The following is a 14,447-nucleotide window of genomic DNA, read 5'->3' as shown; positions in this document are numbered from 1 at the left end:
CCCGCTACCGACAGACATCCCGGTAGCGGGGAGTATCTTCAGGATGCTTAGTTAGCCGGCACAACGAGCGGTTTTCCTTTTTCGACCACATAGGTGGCGAGCTCCCTGGCTATGCCTGTGCCAACATTTTTGGCCGAATGGACTGTACCGGCAGGGATAAACAGTACATCACCGGTCTTCAATGTCACTGGCGGCTTGTCGGCTACCTGGTACTCCAGTAAACCTTCCAGTACATAAATGATCTCTTCGCCAGGGTGCTTATGCTTAATGGCCGGGGCTCCCGGTTCAAAATCGATTCGTGCCTGTACGGTCTCGTATCCGGCGATGCTGAGATCATGACGTTGCAGGTCGTTGCGTTTAACGCCCTGCTGCTGCGCTGAGGCGGAGGTTGAGATAGTTAATAAGGTTAGTGCAACTATAATAATGATGCCGGCAAGGATGTCTTTTTTCTTTTCCATGGTTTGAGTTATTGTTTTATGATACTAAGTTGTGCTTAATAACGCCTCCATTCAACCGCTAAATAGGGTAAATGGACAATAGGATAGCCGAAATGGGCATACACCGCCCTGAAAATTTTCCGCATTCATAAAAATAAAGCCCTTGTTACCCGTATGTTATCTTTTTGCAATTAATTGCAACATTTTGCATAATAATGAAATTTGTTAAATTTTATTGCATATTATTGCAGTGTAAAATTCAAACACCTCTTAAAATTTGCATGATGAGCGATCTTAGAAAAGCCAGAATAGCCAATTCGTTAATGTTTTTAGTTTGTGGTTTGGGTGTAGCCAGCTGGGCGCCGCTGGTGCCTCTGGCCAAAACAAGGCTCGGTCTGGATAATGGCAGTCTTGGCCTTTTATTATTGTTTTTTGGTGTTGGCGCCATGATCACTATGCCGCTTACCGGTAAGCTGGTTACCTGGTTCGGTAGTAAAAAGGTTATTGTGGTTTCGGGTACTTTGATCGCTGCTATATTGCCTTTGTTGCTGATCCTGGATCATACCTATCAGATGAGTATATGCCTGCTCATCTTCGGGGCATCCACCGGGGGTATTAATGTAGCTATGAACGCGCAGGCCATCAAAGTGCAACGATCGTACGGCAAACATATCATGTCATCCTTTCATGGCTTATACAGTATAGGTGGTTTGGTAGGTTCCCTGGGCTTTGGATTGCTACTTAAAGCGGGCCTGGATGCCATGTCAACCATCATTTTTATATCTGTTTTGCTGGTGCTGATCACTTATTTACAATTCTCCCGTTTAATGAGCGATGACGCTTTGGAAACACCTGAGAAAACCAATAAAGGTTTTACACTGCCTTCGGCCGCCTTGCTGATATTGGGTGCTATCTGTTTTATATCAGCCCTGGCCGAAGGTGCCATGTTGGATTGGAGCGCCGTTTTTTTAACTGCTAACCGACATCTAAGTATCGAATTTGCAGGCGTAGGTTACGCCATGTTCTCCGTGTCAATGGCTATTATGCGTTTAACAGGCGACAGCGTTATAGCCGCCGTGGGAAGACTAAAGGTGGTGGTATGGGGCAGCATCATCGCCTCAGCGGGATTGATGCTCGCTGTTTGTTTTCCGTATGTGAGCTTGGCCCTGGTGGGTTTCCTGATGGTGGGCTTAGGCTGCGCCAATATCATCCCCATTCTGTTTTCAACGGCGGGTAATATGCCAGGGCTTGCGCCGGCTTACGCACTTCCGGTGGTTACTTCTATGGCTTATGCCGGTATCCTGGCTGGTCCGGCGCTTATCGGTTTTATAGCGCAATTGCTCACACTGCCGCTGGCACTGGGTGTTATCGGGATATGTATTTTATTTGCCGGCCTCATCTTTAAAATAAGTGACGGCAGGATTAAAACCAGCCAGGCGCAAAAGGAGGTGGAGGAAGTAGTCTTTGAATAACTAAAACCCGTATATTTATATATCATAAATAAACCAAATGGATACTCAAGCCATCGCTTTGGACTGGATAGATGCCTGGAATAAACGGGACATTGACCGGATCATGACGCACTACACCAACGATATTGTATTTTACTCGCTCACCGTTATCAAAAGGTGGAATATTGCCGATGGTAAGATCATCGGGAAAGAAAACTTAAGGGCGCATTTCTTGAAAGGCCTGGAGCTGGCCCCCAATCTGTATTTTGAGTTGATAGACGTGCTGAGCGGAACCGACGGCATCACCATTATTTACAAACGGGAAACCGGCGCGATGGTAGCTGATGTAGCTGTTTTGGACGAAAACGGCAAGGCTACGCTGGTAAAGGCTTACTACGGGCAGGCGAGGTAAGCTCTAATCTGTAAAATACAAGATGCTTTCATTATGGATATTTGGAAGATTATTTTTCGGCTAAAGCCCCCCAAGCACTTTTTATTATCCGCCCCATAAATGGGACGGCAATGAATAGGAAAAAATTGATTTACCCTTCATTGCCGTTGGTTTTAACCAACGGGCTATAATTAAGCGGTTATGGGCTTTAGCCCAAACCTGTATTTAATTTTTATTTTGATTCTTCCAAACATGCATGCTTATACTACCTTCTCATAAAAATTCTCTACTTGCTGCATGGATTGCTTTTGGTATTGAAGGGGGGAACAGCCGGCAAACTCTTTGAACGAGCGTATAAAGTGCGATTGATCGGCATAGTCGTTTTCATAGGCCAGGTCGGTAAGGCGGTCATGTTGGCCAAGGCGGAGCTGGTTGAGCACAGCCTGGAACCGGGAGATCCTGGAGTATAATTTGGGAGATATACCTACATATTGCTTAAACCTGCGTTCAAAACTACGCTCCGAAAGTTGCAGATAATCCTGCAACTCCTTGAGGGAGATATTTCCTTTGGATTGAACAATACGGGTTATGGCAAATTGCATGGTCTCATCTTCGTACCGGGTATTTTTTTGGAGCTTAAAAAACAGGTAGGCGCACAATACCTCTATGCGGTCGGCCAGTGATTCAGTCTCCAGTAGCTGCTCTGATAATAAAAAGCCGTCTTTGCGGGCTATCAGGTCAAGGCAGGTGCAATCGTCGGTAAGTTCATAGGCATCAAACCCGAATATGGCTTTGATGGCGTTTGGGAAAAAACAAACACCAATGGTACTAAAAACGGCGCCAAACTGGATATCGGCATGGCGGGTTGATTGCCCGTAGATGAAAATATGGGGTAGTTTTTTATCAAACTGGTACATCGGTCCCTTATCCGGCGATTGAAAGATCAGGCCCGGGCAGCCTTCGGCCATGGTTCTGAAAGAACGGGTAAACACAGCCGAATCGTCGCTTTCCAGTGTCCAGAAAAAGCGGATGTGGTTTTTTAGATAGTCAGGCGGTGATAACTGACGGTAATTCATTATGGTTTCAAGCAGGTGATATACAAATATAAGTATATTCTTTATCAGATATTTATGCGATAATCCTCTTTTTTATGGACGTTATTCGCATCATTACAAACCAATATCTTTTTCAAGTTTGTCATCCTGAGCGGAGCGAAGGATCTATTCGTAGGTATGTATGGCGCAGACCCGCTCTTGGCCGCGGGAGGGCCAGTCACGTTTGTCATGCTAAACGGAGGGTAGTATCTGTTGTGAACAGATATGTTGAAGAAGATCCTTCGTTCCTCAGGATGACAAACTTTTTGGGTTGCAGGTATCACCTGATTGCAATTAAAGAAATCCTGGTAATCCCGAAATCCAATAAATCATGGTTCAGGCAATTATCTGCTTTCGCCCGAAGCTGTTCTGCTGACGGGGAAGAAGAAATCAGTAATTCACTAAATCATTAATTCAATAATTAAAAAAGCGCCCTCCGGAAAACCGGAAAGGCGCTTTTAGTTTTAGTTTAGTTAATGTTACAAAGTTGCCATATCAATTACAAAGCGGTAACGTACGTCGCCTTTCAGCATACGCTCGTATGACGCGGTGATGTCTTTGATATCTATCAGTTCAATATCAGAAACGATATTGTGTTCGGCACAAAAATCAAGCATTTCCTGAGTTTCTGGAATGCCTCCTATACCAGAACCAGCCATGCTTTTACGACCAGCCAGTAAGGAGAATGGCTGAATGGAGTAAGGTTGTGATGGTACACCTACACCAATCAGCGTGCCGTTTGTTCTTAATAACGACAGGTACAGGTTCATATCATGCTCGGCCGAAACGGTATCCAGGATAAAATCAAAGGATCCGCTAACGGCTTTTACATGCTCAGGGTCGGAAGTAACCACAAAATGATGTGCCCCTAATGCTTTGGCCTCAACCTCTTTTGAAGGTGATGTACTGAGTACGGTTACTTCGGCACCAAAGGCAGCACCAAATTTAACCCCCATGTGGCCTAAACCACCTAAGCCTAAAACAGCTAATTTGTGACCTTTGCCCACCTTCCAGTGGCGTAATGGCGAGTAGGTAGTAATACCGGCGCAAAGTAACGGAGCTGTTGCGGCAAGCGGCAATTTGTCTGACACGTGCAGTACAAATTCTTCACGAACCACAATAGTGTTGGAGTAACCACCGTAGGTAGGTACACCGCTTCTGTCGTTGCTGTTATACGTTTGGGTGCTACCTTCCAGGCAGTATTGCTCCAAACCGTCTTTACAGTTTTCGCAAACCTGGCATGAATCAACCATACAGCCAACACCGGCAAGCTCGTCTACCTTGAATTTTTTAACATGATCACCTACTTTAACAATTTTGCCCACAATTTCGTGGCCAGGTACCATCGGGAATATCCCCGGGAACCAATCGTTTTTAATCTGGTGAAGATCGGAGTGGCATACACCACAGAAAAGTATTTCTATCTGAACATCATGAGGCCCAACCTCACGGCGTTCAAAACCCCATGGCGCCAGGTCAGTTTCAGGCGTTTGGGCGGCATACGCTTTTGCTTGTATCATAATAAATGTTGATTTTATGTTTTCGTTAAAGCAAAGTTATAACGGCCGGCTTGAACAGCTGTTAAACGTTTCAAAGTAATAATTATACTTTTCAAAGAGTTTTGCGGAGGGCCATTGGTGTAAGCCCGGCGTGTTTCTTGAAAAAGTTATTAAAGTACGATGCATAATCAAAACCCAGGCTGCGGGCTATTTGGGCAACGCTCCAGTTGGTGTGCGTTAATAATGATTTGGCCTCGTTCAATATCCTGTCATTAATGTGTGCGGTAGTTGATTTTCCGGTGATCTCGCGCACGGCAGCATTCAGGTGGTTTACGTGCACAGCCAGTTTGTCGGCGTAGTCGCTGGCTTTTTTAAGTACCAGCGTATACTGCGGCGAATCAACCGGGAATTGTTTCTCGAGCAGTTTCAAAAACAACTGCGCAATGCGCGAGGCCGCGTTTTGCGGGTTATAAAAAGCCACTGCCGGTTGCATTTTAATAGCCTCATGTATAATGAGGTTCAGTTGGTTACGGATCAGCTCATATTTGTAGATATAGTCGGTTTCAGACTCCTGCAACATGCGCTTAAACACGCTGCCTATATAGCTTGCCTGTTCGTCGGTCAAAAAATAAACCGGGTCGCCGCCAGCCTTAAACAGGTTTGATTCTTCGAGGCTTTCCATGCGGTTGCCGTTTTGCAGAAACTCATTCGTAAATACACAGAAGTAGCTATCGGGGCCTACGTGGTCACCTTCCCAGGAGTAAGGAACCATCGGATTGGTGAACACCAGCGCGGGTTTATCAATTTCAATACCCCGGTTGGCGTACATCAGCTGACTTTTGCCATGCAGGGTTAGCGTGATCTTGTAAAAATCACGGCGATTAAAAGAAGCCAGGTTGCAATAACCCTCGTAGCTGGGTGCAACCCTGAACTGCCCGGGTTCGTTGCTTAAATTTTCCAGGTATTCGTTAGTGATCGCTTTTTTTATACCGATGGCTTCCATGTCCAAAGTTAAACATTTCAAAGAAAAATGTTACTGATGGATGGATACCGATGGATTGAAGTGCCTTTTATAACAAATACTTTACCTAAAGTATGATAAACCGGCTATTGGTTTTGCATTTCGCGTACTTCGGCATAGCCACCAAACTCATAAATGGGGCAGGAGGCTGCTATCTGTGTTGCCTCATCAATGCTGTCCGCTTTAATTAGCAGATAACCGCCTACTATCTCGCTGCCTACCCGGTGAATATCTGTTACGATGCTACCGTTTTCTTTGATAATGCGGCCTTCCAGGGTTAGCCCGCTTCCTCCGGCCAGTTTGCCAGCTGCTCCCCATTGGTTAAACCAGGCGGCCCAGTTTTCCTGGTGCTTTTTGATCGCTTCGGCCGGATGTTCATCAACGCGGCCATCCGGTTCGCGGAATAGTACAATATAATTTTTCATGATGGATTTTATTTTTACAATTATAAAATGATCAGGAATAATGACATAAAACAAACCATCAAATGACATTTTTCTGACTTTTTATCCCATCGGGTTAAAAGATTATTTTTCAAAACACTTGCATCTTTTGTATCACATCCGTTACATTTAGAAAAATTATAAACCAAAATGCAAAAACACATCCTGATTGTTTATCTATTGGTTGCCTGTAGTGTGGCGGGTATCCTGTTCACGTCCTTTATTAAAAACAGATATTTTAAAAAGGGCTAATCTAAAACCTGCAAATGTGCATGTGTAAAGACATGCACATTTGCACAAAAATTCCTCTTGCTGTTGGTGATCTCTATCCCGTTTGCATAAAGTATTAGTTTTTAGCTAAATACTGACTTCTGCTAATCATCCAGATTTACAGTTTATAACGTATCCGTAAAAAAAATATCTCAAAAATATTGCGTAGTTAAATAACTACATATATATTTGTAGTCAAATGACTACGCAATGAATTTAAGACGAGACGTATTTCAGGCTATCGCCGACCCGACACGAAGGGCCATACTGTTGCTGGTTGCTTCGCAAGCCTTAACAGCCGGAGCCATAGCCTCCAATTTTGATACCGCCAGACCAACAGTATCCAAACACTTACAAATACTTACCGAGTGCGAATTATTGGAACAAAAACAAACCGGCAGGGAAATTTACTATCACATTAACGCGCAAAAAATGAAAGATGTAGCAGACTTTATTGAACCATTCCGCCAAATGTGGGATGATAGATTTAACAAACTGGAAGCCATAATGAAAAACTATCAATCCAAAAAATAAAACACGATGGAACTAAAAACAAAGATCCATGCCGAAAACGGCCAGCATGACTTAGTGATCACCAGGGAATTTGATTTACCTCTGGAGCTACTTTTTAAAGCCTATGAAGAGCCTGAGCTAGTTGAGCAATGGATGGGGACTAAAGTGCTGAAACTGGACAATAAAAAGCACGGCGGTTATCAATTTGAAACATCTGATGCCAAGGGAAACGTGGTTTTTAAAGCCAATGGGACAATCCATGAGTTTGTTCCGAATCAGAAGATCACCCGGACGTTTGAAATGGAGAATGCACCTTTTGACGTTCAGCTGGAGTTCCTGGAATTTGAACAACTTACCGGCGACACCAGCAAACTCACTATGCATGTTGTATACAGATCGGTCGCACTCCGTGATCAAATGCTACAGTTGCCTTTTGCCCAGGGCATCAATATGGCACATAACCGCTTGCAAAACATTGTAAACCAATTAAAATAATTAAAAAATGGAAAAGAAAAAACTGATTTGGTATTGGATAATTACGGTAATATTATCCTTCTGCATTTTTTCGGGTGGATTAGCACAGGCTCTACAGACAGAAGGAGTGGTGAAGGGTTTTAAGCCTTTGGGATATCCTACTTACTTTATTTCGATTATAGGCGTCTGGAAAATGTTAGGTATAATAGCGATATTAATTCCCGGATTTAAATTGCTAAAGGAATGGGCATACGCGGGTATATTTTTTGTGATGAGCGGCGCGGTGATTTCGCATATTGCCAGCAACGACATCTCCGCACAAATAATTGCTCCGTTAATATTGGCCGTTTTTGCTGTTTTATCCTGGTATTTGAGACCAGCCGATAGAAAGATCATTTCTGTTGATTAATAAATTCTAAAAGTGACAGGAAGAGAATGAGGAAACGGGCGTTTGAAATATGAAATTTAACAATGGAGAAATATAAATCAGAAATTACAGGGCATTTGGACATTTTTGTTGTAGATAATGAAGATGAGTTTGAAGGTGAAAAAGTGAAATGGCAAGACGTATTAATTCACGGTGACCCCGAAGGTCTGAAATCTTTTGCGAAGCTTTTAATAAGAATAGCAGACTTAAATCAAGATTCTGTAAAAGACCTTCCAATTGGAGCGAGAGAACATATTCATTTACGACCGAATTTGGACATAAGTAAAAGTTCTGCCGAAGTAATTGTAGGTAGAATTGATGCAAAAGGGACAAATGTTTTTTATAGTCGATACATTGAGAAAAATAATGAACATTGACCTAGCTAATTGAAATGTTTTAAGTCAAGAAAACTTGCAAAACATAAAATACAAAACAACATGAAGAGTAATAAAAAACAATTGTCACCAGAACAGTGTGACGAATTGATCAATACATTAAAAAGCCGTTTTGAGAAAAACAGGAACCGCCACAAAGGTATGGAATGGGCTAAAGTACAGGCGAAGCTGGAAACCAATGCTGAAAAACTATGGGTGCTTGATGAAATGGAAATAACCGGTGGTGAACCGGATGTTGTTGGGCATGATAAAAAGACGGGCGAATACATTTTTTATGATTGTTCGGCCGAAAGCCCTAAAGGCCGCCGGAGTATTTGTTATGACCATGAAGCGCTGGAGGCCCGGAAAGAACATAAACCCGAAAACAGTGCCGTGGAGATGGCACGGGATATGGGTATTGAATTGTTAACGGAAGAACAATACCGGGAACTACAGCAATTGGGAAAGTTTGATACCAAGACATCCTGCTGGGTAAAAACACCTGCTGATATCCGGAAATTGGGTGGGGCGATATTTTGTGATCGCCGGTACGATACCGTTTTTGTATACCATAACGGTGCAGAATCTTACTATGCCGCCAGGGGTTTCCGGGGCTCACTAAGGGTTTGATTTTGTGCGCAGTTAAAAAGAAGAACATGAATCCTAAAGTTGATTTTTATTTTAACAAGGCCCAAAAGTGGCAGGAAGAACTGGAGCAATTGAGAATGATTGTTCTTGACTGCAGACTCAGCGAAGAATTGAAGTGGGGCTGCCCTTGTTATACCTTTCAAGAAAGCAACATCGTTTTAATACATGTATTTAAAGAGTACTGCGCGTTATTGTTTTTTAAAGGGGCTTTGTTAAATAATGCCGATGGCCTCCTGATCCGGCAATCGGAGAATGTACAAGCGGCGCGCCAGATCCGGTTCACCCATGTTCTGGAAATAGTAGAACAAAAGCCCATCCTGAAAGCCTATATTTATGAAGCTGTTGAAGTGGAAAAAGCTGGTTTAAAGGTGGAATTGAAAAAGACGGAGGAATTCCCTGTCCCGGAAGAATTTCAAAGTAAACTGGATAGGATCCCAGCCTTGAAAACCGCTTTTGAGACATTAACGCCGGGACGGCAAAGAGCCTACATTCTCCATTTTTCTAAACCCACGCAATCCAAAACCCGGGAGGCAAGGGTCGAAAAATATATGCTGCAAATACTCAGCGGGAAAGGGTTGAATGATGTGTGATTACTAAATGTTTATTTCCCCATTTTTTGTTCTGGATTTTATGAATAAAATATCTTTTGTCACTCCGTCTCGAGTTTTAAAATATCATTCTGAAATCCTGTGTAGTAATAACCTATCCTTACATACAAGCCTGGCTTAATTACTCCGCCATGCGACGCGGCATTATTATAATGGCCGCCTTCGTCATAATCGGAGAACCAAAACTTCACTCCTTTAACTTCAAAGTATTCGTTTTCATGTCCGGCATAAGGCATAGGGCTGTATTCGGTCACTCTGCCTTCAATATACTGGAGCTGATTTTCGTTGTAAATGTTTCTTACCCTTATGAGTGGGGGTACAGACAAAAATGTCACAAAACATAAAAATACACCACTAAATACAGCACCCATTAAGGCTGAATTCCAGGCATTTTCCTCGAAAGCCAGTTCGAAGAGCTTAGTTAGTATATTTTCTTTTTTACGATAGTAAGCAACGGTGGCGGATGTGAATATGATAAAGAAAACGCTGGTAATGACCGGGAATTCAAGTCCCGAATAATCATCAGTAACACAATAAACTAAATGTAGTGCGGGCATGATACTTTGCTGTAGTAAAGCTATTAAAATGGATGTACTATCAAAAATGGAAAATTATTCTTCCGTCAGCCCCGTGTAAATAAACTAAACAAGCAATTTAAACAAATGTTTTAATCAATCGTTTGATTAATTTTGTCGAGAAGTTTTATCATTAACTTTTTAGGAATAATCAAATGGCTGAAACCGGCATCAAAAAATGGATCATTACCATTACAGTTATCACAGCATCATTGCTGGAACTGATCGACACCACTATCGTTAACGTCTCCATCCCCCAGATACAGGGTAACCTGGGCGCCACCATTACCGATGCCGCCTGGGTAGTTACCGGCTACAGTGTGGCCAACGTGATCATCCTGCCCATGTCTGGCTGGCTGGGCAGTTTCTTCGGACGTAAAAACTACTTTTTAACCTCCATCATTGTATTTACCATAGCCTCTTTTTTATGCGGCAACGCGCACAGCCTGTCCGAATTGGTGATGTTCAGGATATTACAGGGCCTGGCTGGCGGTGGTCTTATCTCTACAGCGCAAGCCATCCTATTGGAAACCTGGCCGCCTAACCAGGTGGGTACGGCTACCGCTTTATTTGGTTTGGGTGCCATAGTTGGTCCAACTATTGGTCCAACTATTGGCGGTTATATTACCGACCATGCCGCCTGGCGCTGGATATTTTATGTGAATATACCCGTAGGCGCCCTGGCTGCCACCTGTACCTATATGTTTGTGAGGGCCACCCCGAGCGACGGCAAAGGAAAACCTATTGACTGGTGGGGCATAGGCTTGTTGGCCGTAGCCGTAGGGAGCCTGCAAACTATATTGGAAAAAGGAGAAGATGAAGACTGGTTTGCCACACCTTACATCACCGTATTAACTGTAACTGCTGTTTTTGGCTTGCTGCTGTTTATATGGCGCGAGCTCAGTACCGAATACCCGATCATCAATTTCAAGATCATGCGGCACCGGAGTTTTTCGGCCGGTATGGTCACCTCCTTTATTCTGGGTGTGGGCTTATATGGTTCCACTTTCGTATTCCCGGTATTTTGCCAGGGACTATTAGGCTTTTCGGCACAACAAACCGGCGAAATATTATTCCCGGGTGGGATGTTCACTATAGTGATGATGCCTTTTGTGGGGATCATGCTCAATAAAGGCATACCAGCCCAGTTTATGGCGACGATAGGGATGCTATTGTTTTTTGTGTTCTCGGCCATGTTGAGCCACTCTACCTTATCATCCGGTATTGGCGATTTTTTCTGGCCACTAGCTATCCGTGGTGTTGGGTTGTCATTGCTTTTTGTGCCGCTCACTACGCTGGCTATAGGCGGCCTAAAAGGGCAGGAAGTAGGGCAGGGCACCGGCTTAAACAATATGATGCGGCAATTAGGCGGCTCATTTGGTATAGCCGGTTTAAATACCATGATCCACATACGGCAGGCTGTGCACCGCAATAACTTGCTGGTGAATATTAACAATTATAACCCTTTTTATAACGATAGGTTTAATGGTTATGTACAGGCTTTTATAGCCAAAGGCAAATCTATCAGCGATGCTACACGCATGGCTTATGGGGCTATCGAAGGCGCGGTACAAAAGCAAAGCACGCTTTTAAGTTATAATGATGCTTATTGGGTAGTGGGCATTGTGATGCTATGTGCCATTCCAATGGTTTATTTAGCGCCATTTGTGAAAGGACAAAAAGCCGTATCCGATTCGCATTAAGCGTTTAATTGTGGCTGCTAATTTGTTGGCTAATAGTTAGCTTTACACCATTAACACCAAAATGACAGCAACCACTGAACTATCAACAGAAGAAAAAATAAAAGACGCGGCCAGGAGGATTTTTACTAAGAAAGGCTTCCTGGCTACTACTATCAGGGATATCGCTACCGAAGCGGATATCAATGTGGCATCTATTAATTACTACTTCCGTAGTAAAGAAAATCTTTTTGCCTTTATTATGGACGAAACCATCAAAAAGCTTTTCGACAAGATAGAACCGGTACTGAATGATGAAGGCACCAGCGTTACCGAAAAAATAGAACTTTGTGTGGGTTACTACATTGACCAGGTATTGGAAAATCCCGACTTTATCTTTTTTATGGTGAGCGAAGTAATGGGCGGCTTAACCAAATTACCCATGATCAATACTATGAAGCTGCTGGTTACCTCGCATTTTGCCCGGCAGCTCCGTGAGCTGAAAACGAATGGCGACATTAATTTTCACCCGGTTAATCTGCTGTGGAATATCACCGGCATGATCATGTCGCCATTCCTGAGCCGCCCGCAGATGCTACATTCTGGTTATTTTACCTCCGGAGAGTTTTTTGAACTGATGCAGGAGCGCAAAAAACTCATCCCGCTTTGGATGAAGCTGATCATCAAGGGCTGATCGGGTATATAAGATTCAAAACTGTTTCGGTACGGTAACCACTGCACCGGCCAGTTCATCATTAACGCTAACAGCGCAGGCCAACACGTTTTTTGTACCTTGATGATAACCGTTACTGATCTGTACCAGGCAGCTGCCACAGCTGCCCATACCACTGCATAAACCAAAACCGGGTATAGCCAGCTGATCAGAAATCAGCGTCATCAAACTATAGTATTGATTAGGATAAGTGCGTATTTCAGTTACCTGACCCTGATAAACTATTTTGAATAGGATGATGTTTTCGGCTGTTGGCATTTGAAACGTAAATATCATAAAACGTTGCCGTTGTTTTACACCTGATAGTATTACTTAATGCCCGAACCATCATAAATCAGTTTTCCATCGGGCGAAAATATCATGAAAACAAATTTTGCCATTTTCACGCCATCCTTTTTGATGTATTTGGGTAATATGCCCACAGCATAATCATCAATGTATGATGTAAGCGCAAAATTTCCGTCGGGAAGTTTTGTCCAATAGTCCTTTATTCTTTCACCTGCATCAATTTCAAACCACCACATTTGCTGGCGGTTGAGTTTTTTTAAATAATCTTCGGCTTTCTGATTGTTCCAACTGTAATAGCCATGAAGAGCTTGTCCGTTGCTATTAATAAAAGTGATAGTACATCCAGGTTTTGCTATGCAGCTATCTATCATAAATGCGTGGGTTTTTAAGAAAGAGGCGAGTGTATCTTCGGCAAATTGGGTTAACGCCTTTAGCTGGTTCTTTTTGTTGATTTTTAATATTCCGGCAATAATAATGTGTTTATTCAGCTTTTTGGGACTAAAAAAATATTGTGAACTATCATTATTGTAATTTACAGCTTTAACAATATTAAAATGCTGCTGAATATATTTGAAGTTTTCAGGCTCAAGCTCTTGCCAGCGCAGGCGCTCGAAGGCGTCGCGGGCATATAAATAATCTACATGGTCATAAATACTGTAATTGATGCGTTCGCCTGCTATACGGTGATGTATAACACCTGTGGCGTTTATAAAGAATTTGTTGATGTTTAAATCATAGGTAGGCACATCGTTTACCCGCCACGGCATCATATATTGCGTTTGCGCGGTAGTGATTACCTTAACTGTATCGCCTTGTTTTTTCACGATCTCCATAACCGAGTAGGGATAGTCATCTGTCCAGAAATCATGCTGTATGGTATCCAGCAAATGGTAAAGCTTTGCCGGGGTATCAAAAAAAGAATTAAATAATCGTACACGTTTAGCATCCATCCCTTTCAGGTAGGCGGTATCAATCTGATGGGTGAGCTTGGGGATGGATAGATGCAGGTCGACGGGATTCAACCTGGGTTTGATTTTGCTGATGGCTTGCAGCAATAAATTGATGGAATCCTGTGGGATGGTTTTTATAAAGCGGTGTTCTATACTATCCCTATGTTCTATCATTTTTTTAGGGTCGCGTACTCTGGGATTCATTCGTTGATATTGTTCGCGTACCTGGTAGCTTTCCCACTGCCCGTTCCGGAGTATCAGGTCATAATCATTACGGAAAAAGGCGCCGAGGTAACTGGCTCCGTCGACCATGTGAATTTTAGCTATATTATTGATGGAAACATTAACCTGGGCAGAGGCTATGCCAGTAGTGGCAATTAAAAACAGGAAAATAAAAGTAAGACGTATACGCATAAGGTTTGGTTTATATTCGGATAACGATGATGTTCGATAAATTATTTTAGCTGGCGTGAATATAATATAGGCATACTTAAATTAAAACTTGTCCTAGGGCAATTTCCTGCAAGCCCGACCTTGTTTTCTACTATCGTGTTGCATTAAAGCCTATATTT

18 protein-coding genes are annotated in these 14,447 nt (G+C 42.9%); 10 read left to right on the top strand and 8 right to left on the bottom strand.

The window, feature by feature from the left end; all coding sequences use genetic code 11:
• Nucleotides 1-47: 47 nt before the first annotated feature.
• Nucleotides 48-458 carry a cupin domain-containing protein gene (locus BLR84_RS08070; RefSeq protein WP_090466729.1) on the bottom strand — a complete coding sequence of 137 codons (411 nt, stop codon included), beginning with the start codon at nucleotides 456-458 and terminating at the stop codon, nucleotides 48-50.
• 263 nt (nucleotides 459-721) lie between these two features.
• On the opposite strand from BLR84_RS08070, the gene BLR84_RS08065 reads away from it, so the two are divergent.
• Together BLR84_RS08065 and BLR84_RS08060 are read left to right on the top strand one after the other, a co-directional pair.
• Nucleotides 722-1,909, top strand: a complete 1,188-nt coding sequence (locus tag BLR84_RS08065) for an MFS transporter (RefSeq protein WP_218128257.1) — start codon at nucleotides 722-724, stop codon at nucleotides 1,907-1,909.
• A 37-nt stretch (nucleotides 1,910-1,946) separates the two neighbouring features.
• Nucleotides 1,947-2,300, top strand: coding sequence for a YybH family protein (locus tag BLR84_RS08060; protein WP_090466726.1), 354 nt, complete (start codon nucleotides 1,947-1,949; stop codon nucleotides 2,298-2,300).
• Between the two features lie 239 nt (nucleotides 2,301-2,539).
• Here BLR84_RS08060 and BLR84_RS08055 read toward each other — a convergent pair whose 3' ends face one another.
• From BLR84_RS08055 to BLR84_RS08040, 4 genes are all read right to left on the bottom strand, one after another.
• Nucleotides 2,540-3,355: a helix-turn-helix domain-containing protein gene (locus BLR84_RS08055; protein WP_090466724.1), complete on the bottom strand. Its 816-nt coding sequence runs from the start codon at nucleotides 3,353-3,355 to the stop codon at nucleotides 2,540-2,542.
• A gap of 497 nt (nucleotides 3,356-3,852) precedes the next feature.
• Nucleotides 3,853-4,893, bottom strand: coding sequence for an NAD(P)-dependent alcohol dehydrogenase (locus BLR84_RS08050; protein WP_090466722.1), 1,041 nt, complete (start codon nucleotides 4,891-4,893; stop codon nucleotides 3,853-3,855).
• Between the two features lie 91 nt (nucleotides 4,894-4,984).
• Entirely contained in the window at nucleotides 4,985-5,875 is an 891-nt protein-coding gene (locus BLR84_RS08045; protein WP_090466720.1) for a helix-turn-helix domain-containing protein, read from the bottom strand.
• Nucleotides 5,876-5,979: 104 nt separating this feature from the next.
• Nucleotides 5,980-6,318 carry a YciI family protein gene (locus BLR84_RS08040; RefSeq protein WP_176851993.1) on the bottom strand — a complete coding sequence of 113 codons (339 nt, stop codon included), beginning with the start codon at nucleotides 6,316-6,318 and terminating at the stop codon, nucleotides 5,980-5,982.
• 498 nt (nucleotides 6,319-6,816) lie between these two features.
• Here BLR84_RS08040 and BLR84_RS08035 point away from each other — a divergent pair, with 498 nt between their 5' ends.
• The 6 genes from BLR84_RS08035 to BLR84_RS08010 all read left to right on the top strand — a co-directional run bounded on the left by BLR84_RS08035 (nucleotide 6,817) and on the right by BLR84_RS08010 (nucleotide 9,632).
• Entirely contained in the window at nucleotides 6,817-7,140 is a 324-nt protein-coding gene (locus BLR84_RS08035) for an ArsR/SmtB family transcription factor (RefSeq protein ID WP_090466716.1), read from the top strand.
• A 6-nt stretch (nucleotides 7,141-7,146) separates the two neighbouring features.
• A complete protein-coding gene (locus BLR84_RS08030; RefSeq protein WP_090466712.1) occupies nucleotides 7,147-7,614 on the top strand; it encodes an SRPBCC family protein in 468 nt (155 codons plus the stop codon).
• Nucleotides 7,615-7,621: 7 nt separating this feature from the next.
• Nucleotides 7,622-8,002 (top strand): DoxX family protein, encoded by a 381-nt coding sequence (locus BLR84_RS08025; RefSeq protein ID WP_090466710.1) that lies wholly within the window; start codon nucleotides 7,622-7,624, stop codon nucleotides 8,000-8,002.
• Between the two features lie 62 nt (nucleotides 8,003-8,064).
• Nucleotides 8,065-8,397 (top strand): Imm32 family immunity protein, encoded by a 333-nt coding sequence (locus tag BLR84_RS08020; RefSeq protein ID WP_090466708.1) that lies wholly within the window; start codon nucleotides 8,065-8,067, stop codon nucleotides 8,395-8,397.
• 60 nt (nucleotides 8,398-8,457) lie between these two features.
• A complete protein-coding gene (locus BLR84_RS08015) occupies nucleotides 8,458-9,024 on the top strand; it encodes a DUF4256 domain-containing protein (RefSeq protein WP_090466706.1) in 567 nt (188 codons plus the stop codon).
• 26 nt (nucleotides 9,025-9,050) lie between these two features.
• A complete protein-coding gene (locus BLR84_RS08010) occupies nucleotides 9,051-9,632 on the top strand; it encodes a YdeI/OmpD-associated family protein (RefSeq protein WP_090466704.1) in 582 nt (193 codons plus the stop codon).
• 59 nt (nucleotides 9,633-9,691) lie between these two features.
• Here the strand turns inward: BLR84_RS08010 and BLR84_RS08005 are convergent, their stop codons facing one another.
• The gene (locus BLR84_RS08005; protein ID WP_090466703.1) at nucleotides 9,692-10,207 is read right to left on the bottom strand and encodes a hypothetical protein; all 516 of its coding nucleotides are present in this window, start codon (nucleotides 10,205-10,207) and stop codon (nucleotides 9,692-9,694) included.
• 173 nt (nucleotides 10,208-10,380) lie between these two features.
• On the opposite strand from BLR84_RS08005, the gene BLR84_RS08000 reads away from it, so the two are divergent.
• On the top strand, nucleotides 10,381-11,928 hold the full coding sequence (locus BLR84_RS08000) for a DHA2 family efflux MFS transporter permease subunit (protein WP_090466701.1): 1,548 nt from the start codon (nucleotides 10,381-10,383) through the stop codon (nucleotides 11,926-11,928).
• Nucleotides 11,929-11,989: 61 nt separating this feature from the next.
• Nucleotides 11,990-12,598 (top strand): TetR/AcrR family transcriptional regulator, encoded by a 609-nt coding sequence (locus BLR84_RS07995; protein WP_090466700.1) that lies wholly within the window; start codon nucleotides 11,990-11,992, stop codon nucleotides 12,596-12,598.
• Between the two features lie 15 nt (nucleotides 12,599-12,613).
• Here the strand turns inward: BLR84_RS07995 and BLR84_RS07990 are convergent, their stop codons facing one another.
• Both BLR84_RS07990 and BLR84_RS07985 read right to left on the bottom strand, forming a co-directional pair.
• Nucleotides 12,614-12,913: a 2Fe-2S iron-sulfur cluster binding domain-containing protein gene (locus BLR84_RS07990; protein ID WP_143013862.1), complete on the bottom strand. Its 300-nt coding sequence runs from the start codon at nucleotides 12,911-12,913 to the stop codon at nucleotides 12,614-12,616.
• Between the two features lie 32 nt (nucleotides 12,914-12,945).
• A complete protein-coding gene (locus BLR84_RS07985) occupies nucleotides 12,946-14,289 on the bottom strand; it encodes a hypothetical protein (protein WP_090466696.1) in 1,344 nt (447 codons plus the stop codon).
• Nucleotides 14,290-14,447: the final 158 nt, after the last annotated feature.

The organism is Mucilaginibacter sp. OK268 (genome assembly GCF_900103125.1).
In the GTDB taxonomy this organism is placed as follows: Bacteria; Bacteroidota; Bacteroidia; order Sphingobacteriales; family Sphingobacteriaceae; genus Mucilaginibacter.
This window is presented reverse-complemented; position numbering and strand designations above follow the sequence as displayed.

Coding starts and splice junctions, on each gene's coding strand:
- BLR84_RS08055 (WP_090466724.1), bottom strand. CDS start 3,355: ATGAATTACCGTCAGTTATCACCGCCTGACTATCTAAAAAACCACATC.
- BLR84_RS08030 (WP_090466712.1), top strand. CDS start 7,147: ATGGAACTAAAAACAAAGATCCATGCCGAAAACGGCCAGCATGACTTA.
- BLR84_RS08040 (WP_176851993.1), bottom strand. CDS start 6,318: ATGAAAAATTATATTGTACTATTCCGCGAACCGGATGGCCGCGTTGAT.
- BLR84_RS08005 (WP_090466703.1), bottom strand. CDS start 10,207: ATGCCCGCACTACATTTAGTTTATTGTGTTACTGATGATTATTCGGGA.
- BLR84_RS08000 (WP_090466701.1), top strand. CDS start 10,381: ATGGCTGAAACCGGCATCAAAAAATGGATCATTACCATTACAGTTATC.
- BLR84_RS08020 (WP_090466708.1), top strand. CDS start 8,065: ATGGAGAAATATAAATCAGAAATTACAGGGCATTTGGACATTTTTGTT.
- BLR84_RS08050 (WP_090466722.1), bottom strand. CDS start 4,893: ATGATACAAGCAAAAGCGTATGCCGCCCAAACGCCTGAAACTGACCTG.
- BLR84_RS08045 (WP_090466720.1), bottom strand. CDS start 5,875: ATGGAAGCCATCGGTATAAAAAAAGCGATCACTAACGAATACCTGGAA.
- BLR84_RS07990 (WP_143013862.1), bottom strand. CDS start 12,913: ATGATATTTACGTTTCAAATGCCAACAGCCGAAAACATCATCCTATTC.
- BLR84_RS08025 (WP_090466710.1), top strand. CDS start 7,622: ATGGAAAAGAAAAAACTGATTTGGTATTGGATAATTACGGTAATATTA.
- BLR84_RS08060 (WP_090466726.1), top strand. CDS start 1,947: ATGGATACTCAAGCCATCGCTTTGGACTGGATAGATGCCTGGAATAAA.
- BLR84_RS08065 (WP_218128257.1), top strand. CDS start 722: ATGAGCGATCTTAGAAAAGCCAGAATAGCCAATTCGTTAATGTTTTTA.
- BLR84_RS07985 (WP_090466696.1), bottom strand. CDS start 14,289: ATGCGTATACGTCTTACTTTTATTTTCCTGTTTTTAATTGCCACTACT.
- BLR84_RS08010 (WP_090466704.1), top strand. CDS start 9,051: ATGAATCCTAAAGTTGATTTTTATTTTAACAAGGCCCAAAAGTGGCAG.
- BLR84_RS08015 (WP_090466706.1), top strand. CDS start 8,458: ATGAAGAGTAATAAAAAACAATTGTCACCAGAACAGTGTGACGAATTG.
- BLR84_RS07995 (WP_090466700.1), top strand. CDS start 11,990: ATGACAGCAACCACTGAACTATCAACAGAAGAAAAAATAAAAGACGCG.
- BLR84_RS08035 (WP_090466716.1), top strand. CDS start 6,817: ATGAATTTAAGACGAGACGTATTTCAGGCTATCGCCGACCCGACACGA.
- BLR84_RS08070 (WP_090466729.1), bottom strand. CDS start 458: ATGGAAAAGAAAAAAGACATCCTTGCCGGCATCATTATTATAGTTGCA.